Origin of the sequence: Rubrivivax gelatinosus IL144, from assembly GCF_000284255.1 — a bacterium.
Lineage (GTDB): Bacteria > Pseudomonadota > Gammaproteobacteria > Burkholderiales > Burkholderiaceae_C > Rubrivivax > Rubrivivax gelatinosus_A.
Genome location: NC_017075.1, coordinates 1 through 14,686, shown reverse-complemented (window position 1 = coordinate 14,686; position 14,686 = coordinate 1). Strand labels below are relative to the sequence as shown.

The 14,686-nt window shown below is 65.2% G+C and carries 13 protein-coding genes; 7 read left to right on the top strand and 6 right to left on the bottom strand.

Going from position 1 to position 14,686, the window contains the following annotated elements:
* The first annotated feature begins 15 nt into the window (after positions 1–15).
* Positions 16–1,425, top strand: coding sequence for an efflux transporter outer membrane subunit (locus tag RGE_RS00065; RefSeq protein ID WP_043783620.1), 1,410 nt, complete (start codon positions 16–18; stop codon positions 1,423–1,425).
* Positions 1,426–1,448: 23 nt separating this feature from the next.
* Here RGE_RS00065 and queC read toward each other — a convergent pair whose 3' ends face one another.
* From queC to RGE_RS00050, 3 genes are read right to left on the bottom strand one after another with little or no spacing between them, the layout of a single operon-like run.
* Complete coding sequence (gene queC, locus RGE_RS00060; RefSeq protein ID WP_014426250.1) at positions 1,449–2,177, bottom strand: 7-cyano-7-deazaguanine synthase QueC; 729 nt, start codon at positions 2,175–2,177, stop codon at positions 1,449–1,451.
* 60 nt (positions 2,178–2,237) lie between these two features.
* Positions 2,238–3,581: a type II toxin-antitoxin system HipA family toxin gene (locus RGE_RS00055; RefSeq protein ID WP_014426249.1), complete on the bottom strand. Its 1,344-nt coding sequence runs from the start codon at positions 3,579–3,581 to the stop codon at positions 2,238–2,240.
* Position 3,582: 1 nt separating this feature from the next.
* On the bottom strand, positions 3,583–3,852 hold the full coding sequence (locus tag RGE_RS00050) for a helix-turn-helix domain-containing protein (RefSeq protein ID WP_014426248.1): 270 nt from the start codon (positions 3,850–3,852) through the stop codon (positions 3,583–3,585).
* Between the two features lie 317 nt (positions 3,853–4,169).
* On the opposite strand from RGE_RS00050, the gene RGE_RS00045 reads away from it, so the two are divergent.
* Genes RGE_RS00045 through RGE_RS00030 form a run of 6 tightly spaced genes read left to right on the top strand, consistent with a single transcriptional unit; the run spans position 4,170 to position 9,093 of the window.
* On the top strand, positions 4,170–5,327 hold the full coding sequence (locus RGE_RS00045) for a toll/interleukin-1 receptor domain-containing protein (RefSeq protein ID WP_232505041.1): 1,158 nt from the start codon (positions 4,170–4,172) through the stop codon (positions 5,325–5,327).
* Positions 5,324–6,133, top strand: a complete 810-nt coding sequence (locus tag RGE_RS00040; RefSeq protein ID WP_043784410.1) for a hypothetical protein — start codon at positions 5,324–5,326, stop codon at positions 6,131–6,133. Before RGE_RS00045 ends, RGE_RS00040 begins: the two co-directional genes overlap by 4 nt.
* Before the next feature lie 54 nt (positions 6,134–6,187).
* Positions 6,188–6,658 (top strand): TIR domain-containing protein, encoded by a 471-nt coding sequence (locus tag RGE_RS23515; RefSeq protein ID WP_014426245.1) that lies wholly within the window; start codon positions 6,188–6,190, stop codon positions 6,656–6,658.
* A gap of 8 nt (positions 6,659–6,666) precedes the next feature.
* The gene (locus RGE_RS23510; protein ID WP_014426244.1) at positions 6,667–7,290 is read left to right on the top strand and encodes an Nmad2 family putative nucleotide modification protein; all 624 of its coding nucleotides are present in this window, start codon (positions 6,667–6,669) and stop codon (positions 7,288–7,290) included.
* Positions 7,283–8,428: a nucleoside triphosphate pyrophosphohydrolase family protein gene (locus RGE_RS23505; protein ID WP_014426243.1), complete on the top strand. Its 1,146-nt coding sequence runs from the start codon at positions 7,283–7,285 to the stop codon at positions 8,426–8,428. Before RGE_RS23510 ends, RGE_RS23505 begins: the two co-directional genes overlap by 8 nt.
* A complete protein-coding gene (locus tag RGE_RS00030; protein WP_014426242.1) occupies positions 8,425–9,093 on the top strand; it encodes a uracil-DNA glycosylase in 669 nt (222 codons plus the stop codon). The genes RGE_RS23505 and RGE_RS00030 overlap by 4 nt, the downstream gene beginning before the upstream one ends.
* Positions 9,094–9,281: 188 nt before the next feature.
* Here RGE_RS00030 and gyrB read toward each other — a convergent pair whose 3' ends face one another.
* From gyrB to dnaA, 3 genes are all read right to left on the bottom strand, one after another.
* Positions 9,282–11,771: a DNA topoisomerase (ATP-hydrolyzing) subunit B gene (gyrB, locus tag RGE_RS00025; RefSeq protein ID WP_014426241.1), complete on the bottom strand. Its 2,490-nt coding sequence runs from the start codon at positions 11,769–11,771 to the stop codon at positions 9,282–9,284.
* Between the two features lie 132 nt (positions 11,772–11,903).
* Complete coding sequence (dnaN, locus tag RGE_RS00020) at positions 11,904–13,013, bottom strand: DNA polymerase III subunit beta (RefSeq protein WP_014426240.1); 1,110 nt, start codon at positions 13,011–13,013, stop codon at positions 11,904–11,906.
* 227 nt (positions 13,014–13,240) lie between these two features.
* Positions 13,241–14,686: a chromosomal replication initiator protein DnaA gene (gene dnaA / locus RGE_RS00015; RefSeq protein WP_014426239.1), complete on the bottom strand. Its 1,446-nt coding sequence runs from the start codon at positions 14,684–14,686 to the stop codon at positions 13,241–13,243.

The following is a 14,686-nucleotide window of genomic DNA, read 5'->3' as shown; positions in this document are numbered from 1 at the left end:
GCGAAGGAGAACGCAATGAAGCTTGTTTCGATGACGCCGCTGCTCGCCGCCCTGGTGCTGGCCGGCTGCGCCACCGCGCCGGCGCCCGACCTGTCCGGCCTGCCGGCCACGCCGGCGGCCTTCAAGAGCACGGCACCGGCCGAAGGCCAGTGGGCCGTCGTGCCGCCGGCCGACGCCGCCGAGCGCGGCACCTGGTGGGCGGTCTTCGCCGACCCGGTGCTCGACGAACTGGTGACGCGTGCGCTGGAGCGCAACACCGACCTGCAGGTGGCCGCCGCGCGGCTGCAGCAGGCGCGCGCCGGGCTGCGCGAGGCCGACGCCCGCCGCCGGCCGCAGCTCGACGCCAGCGCCGGCGTGAGCCGCGCCACCGATCCCGGCGTGACTACGCAGCCGGTGAGCCTGGGCACCGCCGGGCTCAACCTCGCCTGGGAGCTGGACGTATTCGGCCGGCTCGGTCTGGCCAGCCAGGCCCAGGCGCTGGACGCCCAGGCCAGCGAGGCGCTGCTGCAGAGCACGCGGCTGATGGTGCAGGCGCAGGTCGCGCAGGCCTATTTCGCGCTGCGCGAGAGCGACGCCGAGCGCCGCCTGGTGCGCCAGACGCTGGCCGCCTACCGCGACACGCTGCGCCTGTCCGAGCGCCGCCTGGCCGCCGGCGACCTGGGCGAGCTGGACGTGCAGCGGCTGCGCACCGAAGTCGCCAGCACCGAGGCCGACGCCCTGGCGCTGGACCGCCAGCGTGCGCTGCAGGAGAACGCGCTCGCCGTGCTGCTGGGCGAGGCCGCGAGCGGCTTCCGCCTGGCCGAGGCCGTGGACGCCGAATGGGCGCTGCGTGCGCCGGTCGTGCCCGCCGGCCTGCCGAGCGCGGTGCTGGCGCGCCGCCCCGACGTCGCCGCCTCGCAGCGCAGCCTGATGGCAGCGCAGGCGCGGCTGGGTGTCGCCCAGTCGGCCTGGCTGCCCGACCTGACGCTGACCGCCAGCGGCGGCCAGGCCTCGACCGACCTGGGTGACGTCTTCCGCTGGTCGGCGCGTGCGTGGTCGGTCGGCACGCTGCTGTCGCTGCCGATCTTCGACGGCGGCCGCCGCCAGGCGCAGGAAGACCGCGCCGCAGCCGATGCCACCATCGCGCTGGCCGGCTACCGCCAGCAGGTGCTGACGGCGCTGCGCGAAGTCGAGGACCAGCTCGGCAGCCTGGGCCTGCTGCAGCGCCAGGCCGACGCACTGGCGCAAGCCGTGCAGTCCTCGCGCCGCGCCACCGCCTTGTCGGAAGCGCGCTACCGCAACGGCCAGATCAGCCAGCTCGACCTGCTGGACGCCCGCCGCAGCGAACTGCGCAGCCTGCGCCAGGCGGTGCAGGTGCAGGGGGCGCAGCTGCAGGGGGCGGTGGGGTTGATCCGGGCCTTGGGTGGCGGCTGGTCCGAAGGCTGACGGGGCCCGGCAGGTCTACGGCGTCAACGTTGCTTCGTGCTGTAGCCCTCGAACCCGCGCCGCCGCAGATCGCACGCCGGGCAATGCCCGCAGCCGTGACCCCAGGGGTGCAGTTCGCCACGTTCGCCGAGGTAGCAGGTGTGCGTGTGCTGCACCGTCAGCTCGACCAGCGCCGGTCCGCCGAGCCGCTCGGCCAGGTCCCAGGTGGCCGCCTTGTCCAGCCACATCAGCGGCGTCTCGATCGTCATGCGCTGGCCCAGGCCCAGCGCGAGCGTGACCTGCTGCGACTTGATCGTGTCGTCGCGGCAGTCGGGGTAGCCGGAGAAGTCGGTCTCGCACATGCCGCCGACCAGCACGTCGATGTCGCGCCGGTACGCCAGGCTGGCGGCCAGCGTCAGGAACAGCAGGTTGCGGCCGGGCACGAAGGTGTTCGGCAGGCCGTTGGCCTGCAGCTCGAACTGGCGGTCGTCGGTCAGCGCGGTGCTGCTGATCTGCCCGAGGATGCCGAGGTCCAGCACGTGGTCCTCGCCCAGCCGCTCGCACCACTGTGGGAACCGGCGCCGGAGTTCGGCGAGCACGACCAGGCGCTGGGTCAGCTCGATCGCGTGGCGCTGGCCATAGTCGAAGCCGACCGTCTCCACCCGGGCATAACGCTGCAGCGCCCAGGCCAGGCAGGCGGTGGAGTCCTGGCCGCCGGAGAACAGGACCAGGGCGCGGCGGGTGGCGGAGGTGGGGGGCGTCGTCTGGCTCATCGGGCGGGGCAACAAGCTGCCATCACGTCGGAGTTTAGGGGCCCGCTCGTGCCTGGCCCGTCAGGCGGCCGGCATGGCATCCAGCGCGCGGGCGGCGTCGAGCAGTCCGCCGAGGATGCGGTCGGCGACCCGCTGCGAGAAGCCTTCGGGCAAGCTGCGCTGAACCTCGTCGACCACGGCCGGCGTGCGTGCGACGAGTTCCTGCAGCAGCGGCTCGGCGTCCGGCCCGTAGCCGCAGCGCCGGGCCGTCGTGTTGAAGTGCCGCCGGCGGATGTCGGCCACGCGGTAGTGCCGGCTCTTGCCGACCAGCGCCATCGCCAGCTTCAGCTCGTGCGGAGACCATTGGCTGGGCCCGTCGCCGAGCACCGGGTAGGCCGACATCACGTCGTACAAGGGCGTGAGCCGGTAGCGGCCGCCCGGCAGCAGGTGCAGGCTGAAGTTCTTGGCGTGGCCGTCGGGGGCCCGCAGCATCCAGAACAGGATCTGCGAGGCCATCAGCGTGCGCAGATCATGCTGCGCGTCCACCGACTGCTGCAGCAGCCTGAACATCGGCTCCAGCCCCGGCCCGCCTTCGGCCTCGTACTTGACCAGCGGCGAGGTGCCGGTGGCCTGGCAGAAGTCTTCCTGCACCAGGCGCAGCAGCCGGCGCCCGTCGGCCGAGACGGCGCGGTCGAAACGTTCGACGACCAGCACCCGCTGGCTGCCGAAGCGCACGATCTCGGCATGGGCAGCCGGCAGCCCGTAGGCCGCCAGCAGGCGCAGGCACAGCCATTCGTTTTCGACCGAGCTGCTGAAGTCGGCCCGGCGGCCGCCGACCAGCCCCAGCGGCAGCTTGAAGATGTGCGTCGTCGGCGTCGCGCCGCGGGGTTTGAGCCAGCGGCCGTCCCAGCGCACGAAGGCGTCCTTCTCCTGCGCGCCGGCCAGCGAGATGCGGAAGTCGTCGTCCGCCGCCGGGCTGCTGCCGAAACGCTCCGGCGACACGACCTCGAGCAGATGGCGCTCGATTCCCGCGTCGTCGACATCGATGCCGTCGACGCGCTCGTGCCCCGCGGGCGCCTGCTCCTCGGGCAGGAACTGCAGCGCGCCGACGCAGTCGCGCCCCACCGCGGCGAGCAGGTCGAAGGCGTCGACCGAGCCGACGCGGAAGCGCTCGGCCAGACGCCGGCGGATCGCCGTGCTGTCGGGCAGCAGGTTTTCGAAGTAGTGCTCGACCGCCGGGCCTCTCAGCGTGGCGTCGCCGAACGCGAAAGGCAGCGACAGCGACAAAGGCCGCCCGGCCGGCGACGCGCGCCAGGCCGGGTCGTACTGCAGCTCCATGCCGCCGCGGGTGTCGACCGTCCAGCGGCCGACGTGCAGCCCGTTGGCCCACAGCGCCAGTGTCTGGCTGCGCGAGCGGCGCGCCATCTCACCACTCCGGCATGTCGGCCGGCGACGTGGCCGCCGCGCCGCCGCGTTCGGCGACGCCGAGCTCCAGGCCGACCACCGCGCACCAGGTCAGCAACTGCCGCAGGCTCAGCTCATCGGCGTGCAGCTCCAGGTGCGACACGCGGTTCTGGCTGAGACCCAGCCGCGCGCCGACCTCGGCCTGCGTCAGCCCCCGCGCCTTGCGCGCCGAGCGCAGCCAATGGCCGAGCTGGGCGGCGGTGAGCAGGGGCTGGGTTTGGGAGGCGGGCATCGGTATCCGATATCGGGCTATTGCCAATTTATCCGTCTTACGGATAAGTCGCAAGTAGCTGATATTCGGATATCACACGGGCCGTAGCGAGTTGCTGAGAGGGTGACGTCCCGCGCCCGTTGTCGGGTGACCGCTTGTCGGTGAGTGCCCGCGACCTTTGACGCCGCACACAGCGGCACGCCGGCCCTGGGCCCTGACGTGACCTCTGGACCTGGCCGACAGTAAGATCATTTGATAGCCCAAAAACCGGCGGAACAATTGGAATCCGTCGAGCAAGACCGGAGGAGGCTGTGTCAGATCCCACTCGTCCCTTGCTTGTGGTGTACGTTGCGTGGCATCCCGACTTTCCCGATGGCGCCGGTATTGCGGAGGCGATTCGAGGTCACTTCCGTCGTGAGCTTTACGAGAACGTGGCTGGCGGCGCAGGCCTCAGCGTCGTCTTTCGTTCGTTGCCGCCTCCAGGCCGTGCTGTACCACTTGAAATTGACTTCGCTGAGGCGCATGCCACGGCCATCGTCATCTTGGTTGACAGCGCTCTTGCCGCAGACGCGCCGTGGCTGGCGTATGCGCGCTCGCTCGGGGAACAAGCCGAGGCCACGGGACTGCAAGTACGAACGTTTCCTGTCGCCATAGAACACGCCGTTCTCGCGCCGCTCGACATGACCGAGCAGGCGCTTCGATGGGATCAGTGGGACGGCGACCTGCAGACGCGAACCAAACAGCTTCTCAGCGAGCTGACGTACGAATACTGCCGCATGCTTCGGCACTTCTTGGAGCACCTGCGGCGTCCAGAGCAGGACGAAGCCGCGCTCGAAGCGTACCTTAGCAAAGTTCAGGTCTTCCTCAGCCACTCGAAGCATGACGATGCGGGCGAACGAGTCGCCCGGCTGATTCGCGATCGCCTTCACGCTGGCCACGGGCTGGCCAGCTTCTTCGATGTGCATGACATCCCGGCTGGTCTGCGTTTTCACAAAGTGCTGCTGCAGCAGGTCCGGGTGAGTGCGATGGTCGCGATTCACACGGACACCTATTCGTCACGAGAGTGGTGCCGTAAAGAGGTCATCGAGGCCAAGCGCTACAACGTTCCTCTGGTCGTCGCGAACTGCATCAGCAACCTAGATGAGCGTGGCTTCCCCTACATGGGCAACGTTCCGGTGGTACGCCTCGATCCCGATGGCCCAGATCGGATCAATGTCGTCATCGCTCGGTTGCTCGACGAGGTGCTCAAGGACTATCTGTGGCGGTGTCGGATCGCACTCTCAGCCGCAACAGCCGACCCCGCAGTCACCTTCATTCCAAGGCCCCCGGAACTGATCACATTGGCAGCGCTACCTCCCGAGGCCGATGTACCTGCCCCGATGGTTGTGTATCCCGACCCGCCATTGAGCGCGGAGGAGGAGCGCCTCTTTGCCGAAATTGCTCCGCGCGTGCAACTTCGCAGTCTCACGGAATGGCTCTCAGGGGCCGTGCGATGAGCTACCAAGAAGTGCTGCGGAACCACGTGATCGCCGTGTCCGCGTCTGACAGCCCTGACATGGTCTACCTTGGACTGAGCGAGAAGCACCTCCAGGACGCGATGACGGAGGTTGCCCGACATCTCCTCGCACTGGGCGCACGTCTCACCTATGGCGGCGATCTTCGCGCCGGAGGCTTTAGCGAGCTTCTCTTCGAACTGGTGCAGCGGCACAGGCGAGATGTCGACGAAGACTCGCCGGTCGGAATCACCAACTTCTTGGCTTGGCCGGTTCACCTGAGGATGCCGTGCGCGGACGTCGATCGAGCTACGGTAGAACTGAAGGGCATCGCCGAAATCGTCTGCCTTGACGAGAACGGCACGCGCATGTCGTTGCTGTCCCGGAAGCAGATCCGGGAAAGAGAGCCGTCCGCCGCAGAATGGAACAACGGCCTAACTGCGATGCGGCGTGCCGTTCAGGCTGAGATTCACGCGCGCATCGTGCTGGGAGGACGCGTCGAGAACTTCAAGGGCTCAATGCCCGGCATCGCTGAAGAGTCTCTCGTCTCGCTCGAATCGGGCGCCCCCCTTTTCGTGCTCGGTGGGTTTGGCGGATGTGCACGAGACGTTGCCGAGACACTCGGCCTGGCCGACCCGTGGGCGCCCTTGAACCGGGCTTGGCCTGAACGCTCTGCCTTTTCAAAGTTCGGGCCTGACAGCTTGAACAACGGCCTCACGGTGGCTGAGAACCGAATCCTCGCGACGACTCCTCATATTGACCGGGCCATCATCCTGATCCTGAAGGGCCTCGTTGGCATTGACACTTAGATACAAGTCGCGCTATGTTTTCCATGCGTCCACAGACGGCGCAAGGGAGAGAACATGGCAAAAGACATCAAGAACGTCTTCATCTCGCACATACATGAAGACGACGCAGGCCTCGGGAAACTCAAGTCTCTTCTTGATAAGAATGGCCTGACCATACGCGATTCATCAATCAACTCCTCCAATCCGAATAACGCAAAGAATCACGACTACATAAGGTCGTCGATTCTTGCGCCCCAAATTGATTGGGCCGGTACGTTGATCGTCTATGTTTCCCACAACACCAAGGATAGCGAATGGGTGAACTGGGAAATCGAGTACGCCGCCAAGAATGACAAGCGAATCGTCGGCGTCTGGGAACACGGCGCGAAGGACTGCGAACTTCCCTCGGCGCTCAAAGAGTACGCTGACGCCGTCGTTGGATGGCATGGCAATTCGATCATCGATGCTATCAATGGGAAAGATAGCTGGGAGAATCCGGACGGAGGGCCTTGTGACCCGGTTCCGATCAAGCGCCACCGCTGCTGAGGTAGACCGTGAAACTGCATTCCTACGTAGTTCGCTACGACAGTGGATTCGCGCCTAATCCGTTCTATGGATATTGCACACTTGCCACGTGTAAACCGCCAATCCGCAAAAGTGCTGCCGTAGAAGACTGGATTGTTGGCTGCGGAAGCAACGATAGGAGCGTCTGTCGTGGAGGACACATCGTCTACGCGATGCGGGTGACGGATGCGCTGGACTTTCGCGCGTACGCTGCGGACCCCCGCTTCCATCAAAAAATTCCGTATCGCCGGGGAAGCCGAAAGCAGAGCTGCGGGGACAACATCTACTTCCGCAATGCCACCGACACTGGCTGGCTTCAACGCGACTCCTTTCACAGCAAGGAGGATGGCAGCTTGAATCCTGATCACGTCAAACGTGATACCGGTGTGGACCGTGTCCTTGTCAGTGACGACTTTGTCTATTTTGGTGGGTACGGACCCGAGTTTCCAGAGAGTCTTCGAAACTTTCACGGGTTAGATGTTTGCAAGTCCGGCCGTGGGGTCTCCTCTTTTGGAGACCCAGAGCTTATTGCCCAGTTTGTTCATTGGATTCGATCACTAAAGGTCTCTGGGTATCAATCGGCGCCATTCGAATGGAGAATGCTTCGTGGCTAGCGACGCAAATCACCCAAGCGGTTCCATAGTGCTTGCGAAGTACGCGGCCGATGTCCTTCCTACAGATGTCCTGCCTCCAGGCGACCTCAATCGCGCGCTGATGGGGCTCTACGGTGAAGTCGGTGGAATAATGTCCTCCGCCAAAAAACATGTAAGGGAGGGCGACGCGTACCCTGGCTTCAAGCGAGCGGCCGAGGAAGAGTTTGGCGACACCCTCTGGTACTTCAATGCGGTGTGTCGGCGCGTCGACGCTTCCCTGGAGCAGATCTTCGCCGAAGCAGCTATTGGGTCGTCCTTCGCGACAACGTGTGCGGCAAGCGATGCCTCCCCGGGCGCTGTGGCTCACGTCGCGACCCCCGTCAATGCCGAAAGTATCGATGAGTCGTTGTTTCGTCTGGGTCTCTGCGCTGCAGAGCTACTTCGCACCCCAGATCAGCTATGGGATGACGGACGGCCAAAGCTTGTCGAATTTGCCCGCGCCTACCTCAAAGCGCTTCATTCTTCAAACCTGATCTTCGCCGATGTTGTGCGAAGAAATATCTCGAAGACACGTGGAGCATTCATCGATCCGGATCAGAATGAGCTCCCATTGTTCGACGATGAATTTGATGAAGACGAACGCCTGCCGGTCGAATTCAGAATAAGAATAAATCAACGAAAAGCTGGAAAAAGCTATCTCCAGTGGAACAATGTTTTTATCGGAGATCCATTGACTGACAACATCGGAGATCCTGATGGTTATCGATTCCACGATGTATTTCACCTCGCGCATGCTGCGATACTGCACTGGTCGCCGGTATTCCGAGCTCTGATAAAGCAGAAGCGAAAAAGTAAAGGTCGCTTCGATGAGGAGCAGGATAGCGGGCGCGCGATCGTGGTTGAGGAAGGCCTGACGGCATGGATTTTCATGAGGGCCAAGGAACTCAACTATTTCGATGGTCAGACAAAAGTTTCATTTGACATTCTGAAGACTATCGAGGACTTCACTTCAGGGTACGAAGTTTCCCTATGTCCTCTAAAGCAGTGGGAGCGCGCTATACTTGACGGCTATGCGGTGTTCCGCCAAGTTCGTGACGCCAAAGGTGGTTGGGTTATCGGGAACCGCGAGAAGAGAACGATTTCCTTTGAACCTCTATGACTGAAGCCAAGCTCCACTCGTTTGTGGAAAGAATTGCAGCCGAGCAATTCGAAAATTGCTTCAACCCGTACGCCGACAAATGCCCGGTTCACGATGCAATCGATGCTCCCCTCAAGAGGGCAAAGACCCTCTCTCGTTTAGTTGAGCGGGCGGAGCGCTCCGAGGTCGATGCCATCTGGATCGGGCGTGATTTGGGCTATCGCGGAGGACGACGTACTGGGTTGGCGCTCACCGATGATGTGCACATTGCGGAACACCTCGCCAGGTGGGGACTGACGGCGAAGAGGCCGACCATCGGCGAAGTGGTTGCCGAGCGTACGGCGGCTGTGATTTGGCAGATGCTGAGCCAGACGCAGCTGAACGTCTTCTTGTGGAATGTCTTCCCACTTCATCCGCACGAGCCTGGCAACCCGTTCAGCAATCGCCAGCACAACGCTTCGGAGCGACGCTTTGGGGAAGATGCTCTTGCCGCGCTCATTGCGCTCTTGCGGCCCAAACGCGTTGTATGCATCGGCAACGACGCATACAACGCGCTAGGCCGCCTCCAAGGCACCATCCCGACACTGGCCGTTCGGCATCCCAGCTATGGCGGTCAAACGCAGTTCGTCAAGCAGATCAGCGCGCTCTATGGGATCGAGCCGCGCGGCCAGCGCGCGCTCTTTTAGCGGCGACCAAAGATCGAGCGACGTCCCATCAGAGGGACAGCCAAAAGGCCGGCATCTGCCGGCTTTCGTTTTCGTGGCTGGGCTTTAGGCGCGTTCGTGCCTCCGAGCATGGCGGGATATCTCAAATACCGCGTCAGCATCTTTGCACGAACTTGGCGAGCCTCTCACTTTCTGTGTCACCCGACACGTCACACGTCGATATTCCCCGCCCTCAACGCATTGCTCTCGATGAACTCCCGCCGCGGCTCCACCTCGTCGCCCATCAGCATCGTGAAGACGCGGTCGGCTTCGATGGCGTCTTCGATCTGCACGCGCAGCAGGCGGCGGACCTGCGGGTCCATCGTCGTCTCCCACAGCTGCTCGGGGTTCATCTCGCCCAGGCCCTTGTAGCGCTGGCGGGCGACGGCGCTTTCGGCCTGGCCCATCAGCCAGTCCATCGCGGCGCGGAAGTCGGTGACCTTCTGTTCCTTCTGCTTCTCGCCCTCGCCGCGGCGCACCACGGCTTCGGTGCCCAGCAGGCCCTTGAAGGTGCGGCCGGCCTCGGCCAGCGCGGCGTAGTCGGCGCCGTGCAGGAACTCCTGCGTGATGACGCTGGCCTTGACGTTGCCGTGGTGACGGCGGCCGATGCGCAGCAGCGGCTTGTCGGTGCGCGGGTCGGTGTGGAACTCCACCGTCGCGTCCTTCAGCGCGGCCTGCAGCGCCGCGGCGCTGGCCTGCGCCGCCTCGGCGGTGTCGACGTCCAGCTCCAGGCCGTTGGCGATGGCGCGCAGCGCGTCCAGGTCCATCCAGTTGCCCAGGCGCTGCACGACGTTGTTGGCGACGATGTACTTGCGCGCCAGCTGCTCCAGCGTCTCGCCCTGCAGCGCGGGGCGGCCGCCTTCGGCCAGGCCGTCGGGCAGCACCGTGGCGCCGTCCATCGCCACCTTCAGCAGGAAGGCGTCGAGCTCCTGCCCGTCCTTCAGGTACTGCTCGTGCTTGCCCTGCTTCACCTTGTACAGCGGCGGCTGGGCGATGTAGATGTAGCCGCGTTCCACCAGCTCGTGCATCTGGCGGTAGAAGAAGGTCAGCAGCAGCGTGCGGATGTGGGCGCCGTCCACGTCCGCGTCGGTCATGATGATGATGCGGTGGTAGCGCAGCTTCTCGACGTTGAAGTCCTCCGGCCCGATGCCGGTGCCCAGCGCGGTGATCAGCGTGACGATGGCGTCGCTGGACAGCAGCTTCTCGTAGCGCGCCTTCTCGACGTTCAGGATCTTGCCGCGCAGCGGCAGGATCGCCTGGAACTTGCGGTCGCGGCCCTGCTTGGCGCTGCCGCCGGCGGAGTCGCCCTCCACCAGGTACAGCTCGGACAGCGACGGGTCCTTCTCCTGGCAGTCGGCCAGCTTGCCCGGCAGGCCGACGCCGTCGAGCACGCCCTTGCGGCGCGTCATCTCGCGCGCCTTGCGCGCGGCTTCGCGGGCCCGCGCGGCGTCGACGATCTTGCCGCAGATGATCTTGGCGTCGTTCGGGTTCTCCAGCAGCCAGTCGCCCAGCAGGCGGCCGACGATGTCCTCGACCGGCGCGCGCACCTCGCTGGAGACGAGCTTGTCCTTGGTCTGGCTGGAGAACTTGGGCTCGGGCACCTTGACGCTGACAACGCAGGCCAGGCCTTCGCGCATGTCGTCGCCGGCGATCTCGACCTTGGCCTTCTTGGCCAGCTCGTTGTCCTCGATGTACTTGTTGATGACCCGCGTCATCGCCGCGCGCAGGCCGGTCAGGTGGGTGCCGCCGTCACGCTGCGGGATGTTGTTGGTGAAGCAGAGCACGCTCTCGCTGTAGCTGTCGTTCCACTGCATCGCCACTTCGACGCCGATCGTCGTGTTCTGCTCGCTGGGCTTCTCGCCCATGGCGTGGAAGACGTTCGGGTGCAGGACCTTCTTGCCCTGGTTGATGAACTCGACGAAGCCCTTCACGCCGCCGGCGAAGGCGAAGTTGTCCTCCTTCGCGTTGCGCTCGTCGACGAGGCGGATCTTGACGCCGTTGTTCAGGAACGAGAGCTCGCGCAGGCGCTTGGCCAGCACGTCGTAGTGGAAGTCGACGTGGGTGAAGATCTCGTCGTCGGGCAGGAAGTGCACCTCGGTGCCGCGCTTGTCGGTGTCGCCGACGATCTTCATCGGGCTGGTCTCGACGCCGTCGCGCACTTCGATGACGCGGTCCTGCGCGAAGCCGCGCTTGAACTCGATGCGATGCACCTTGCCGTCGCGGCGCACCGTCAGGCGCAGCCACTTGGAGAGCGCGTTGACGCAGGACACGCCCACGCCGTGCAGGCCGCCCGAGACCTTGTAGCTGTTCTGGTTGAACTTGCCGCCGGCGTGCAGCTCGGTCAGCGCGATCTCGGCGGCCGAGCGCTTGGGCTCGTGCTTGTCGTCCATCTTCACGCCGGTCGGGATGCCGCGGCCGTTGTCGACGACGCTGATCGAGTTGTCGCTGTGGATGGTGACGACGATGTCGTCGCAGTAGCCGGCCAGCGCCTCGTCGATGGAGTTGTCCACGACTTCGAAGACCAGGTGGTGCAGGCCGGTGCCGTCGGACGTGTCGCCGATGTACATGCCCGGCCGCTTGCGCACCGCCTCCAGGCCTTCGAGGATCTGGATGCTGCTCGCGCCGTAGTCGCTCGGCGGGGTTTGGTTCGAATCGCTCATGGGCGCTTTCGCAAGACGGTCCCAAAGACCGGGACCATCAACAAGTCAGAACCCCCCGCTCGGCGGGGGGCAGGGGGGTGCCCAGGGAAAGGCATGAAATGCCGATGCCCCATCTGGCCGCCCGCAGGGCGGTCAGATGCGCATCGGCATCACGACGTACTTGAAGCCGGTCTGCTCCGGCACGGTGAACAGCGCGCTGGCATTGGTGTCCTGCAGCTCGATCTTCACCATCTCCTGCTGCATGTTGGCCAGCACGTCGATGAGGTAGGTGACGTTGAAGCCGATCTCGATCGCGTCGCCGGCGTAGTCGATCTCGAGCTCTTCCTTGGCCTCTTCCTGCTCGGCGTTGGACGACGCGATGCGCAGCACGCCGGGCTCGAGGTTCAGGCGCACGCCCTTGAACTTCTCGCTGGTCAGGATGGCCGCACGCTGCAGGCTGCCCAGCAGCGCGGCGCGGCCGACGACGAGCGCGTTCTTGTGGTTGCGCGGGATGACGCGGTTGTAGTCGGGGAACTTGCCCTCGACGAGCTTGGTGACGAACTCCAGCCCCGAGAACGCGAACTTGGCCTGGTTGCCGGCGAAGCGCATCTCGATCGGCGTTTCCTCGTCCTTGAGCAGGCGCTGCAGCTCGAGCACCGTCTTGCGCGGCAGGATGACTTCCTGGCGGTTGGGCACGTCGGTTTCCAGCGTGCCCTGGGCCAGCGCCAGGCGGTGGCCGTCGGTGGCCACCAGCGTCAGCGTCTTGCCTTCGGCGATGAACAGGATGCCGTTGAGGTAGTAGCGGATGTCGTGCACCGCCATCGCGAAGTGCACCTGGTTGATCAGCTGGCGCAGCGTCTTCTGCGGCACGCTGAAGGCCGGGCCGAAGTCGACCGCCTCGTTGACCAGCGGGAAGTCGTCGGCCGGCAGCGACTGCAGCGTGAAGCGGCTCTTGCCGCCGGCCAGCGTCAGCTTGTTCTGCGCCGACGACAGCGTCACCACCTGCTCCGAAGGCAGCGCCCGCAGGATGTCGATCAGCTTGCGCGCGCCCACCGTCGTCGCGAAGTGACCTTCGTCGCCGCCGAGCTCGGCGCTGGTGCGCACCTGGATCTCCAGGTCGCTGGTCGTCAGCTCGACGACCGGGCCGTTCTTGCGCAACAGGACGTTGGCCAGGATGGGCAGCGTGTGCCGCCGCTCGACGATGCCGGCCACCGACTGGAGGGCCTCGAGCAACTTTTCCTGGGCGGCCTTCAGAACAATCATGTCTTCCTCTTTAACTTGGTGGTCGTAGTAGGCGACGGCAACTTCTGGGGACAACGCTATTTTCCGCCTTTCCGACAACGCTTTAGCAGGTGGGCAGCGTTGTGGGTCACGACAGGGACTGGCAGGTGCGTTTTCTGGACAACTCGCCGGGCTTCGACGCCGGCGTGGACAAGTGCACGGTTGTTCCGGAGTTTTCCCCAGGCTTGCACAGCCTGCGGTGACGGCCGTCAGCCCTTCAGGGTCTGCTCGAGCACGTGCAGCTGCTGGTTCAGTTCGCTGTTGCGCTGGCGCTCGTCGGCGATCTTGCGCACCGCGTGCAGCACCGTCGTGTGGTCACGGCCACCGAAGAGCTCGCCGATCTCGGGCAGGCTCTTCTTGGTCATGTCCTTGGCCAGGTACATCGCGATCTGGCGCGGCCGCGCGATCGAGGCCGGGCGCTTCTTCGAGTACATGTCGGCGACCTTGATCTTGTAGAAGTCGGCCACCGTCTTCTGGATGTTCTCGACGCTGATCTGGCGGTTCTGGATCGACAGCAGGTCCTTCAGCGCGTCGCGCGTCAGCGCGATGTTGATGTCCTTCTGGCTGAAGCGGCTGTAGGCCAGCACCTTGCGCAGCGCGCCTTCGAGCTCGCGCACGTTGGCGCGCACGTTCTTGGCGATGAAGAAGGCGACGTCCTCGGGCATCTCGGCGCCTTCGGCCAGCGCCTTCTTGATCAGGATGGCCACGCGCATCTCGAGCTCGGGCGGCTCGATGGCCACCGTCAGCCCGGCGTCGAAGCGGCTGGTCAGCCGCTCGTCGATGTCCACCAGCCCCTTCGGGTAGGTGTCGCTGGTCATGATGATGTGCGCGCGCTTGGCCAGCAGCGCCTCGAAGGTGTTGAAGAACTCCTCCTGCGTGCGGTCCTTGCCGGCGAAGAACTGCACGTCGTCGATCAGCAGCAGGTCCAGCGAGTGGTACTTGGCCTTCAGCTCGTCGAAGGTCTTGCGCTGGTAGTTCTTGACGACGTCGCTGATGAACTGCTCGGCGTGCAGGTACAGCACGCGGGCGTCGGGGCGGTCCTTCAGCAGCGCGTTGCCGACGGCGTGCACCAGGTGGGTCTTGCCCAGGCCGACGCCGCCGTAGATGAACAGCGGGTTGTACATCTGGCCCGGCGCGCCGGCGACGTGCAGCGCCGCGGTGCGCGCCATCTGGTTGGCGCGGCCCGGCACCAGCGTGTCGAAGGTCAGCGACGGGTTCAGCTTGTGGCGGTTGGACGCCGGGGCCGGCGACGCGGCCGGTGCCGGATGCGACGGCGCCGCGGTGACGCTGGCCACCGCGGCCAGCGCCGCAGCGGCCGCCGGCGCGGCCGGGGCTGCGACCGTGGCGTGGGCGTAGCCGTTGCTCGCGCGCAGCGGCGCAGGCGCCGCGGCTTCGGCGCGCGGGGCGAGCGTCAGCTCCAGCCGCACCGGCTTGCCGGCGAGGTCGCTGAGCACGGATTCGATGCGCCCTGCGTACTGCGCACGGATCCAGTCGAGCTTGAAGCGGTTGGGTACCCGCACCGACACGACCGCGGCGTCGGCCTCGTCCTGGCTGAGCTGGGCCGGCGGCAGAGGCCGGATCCAGGTGTTGAACTGGTGTTCGGGCAGCTCGGTTGCGAGGCGTTCGCAACCGCGTTGCCAGAGGTCTACGGTCAT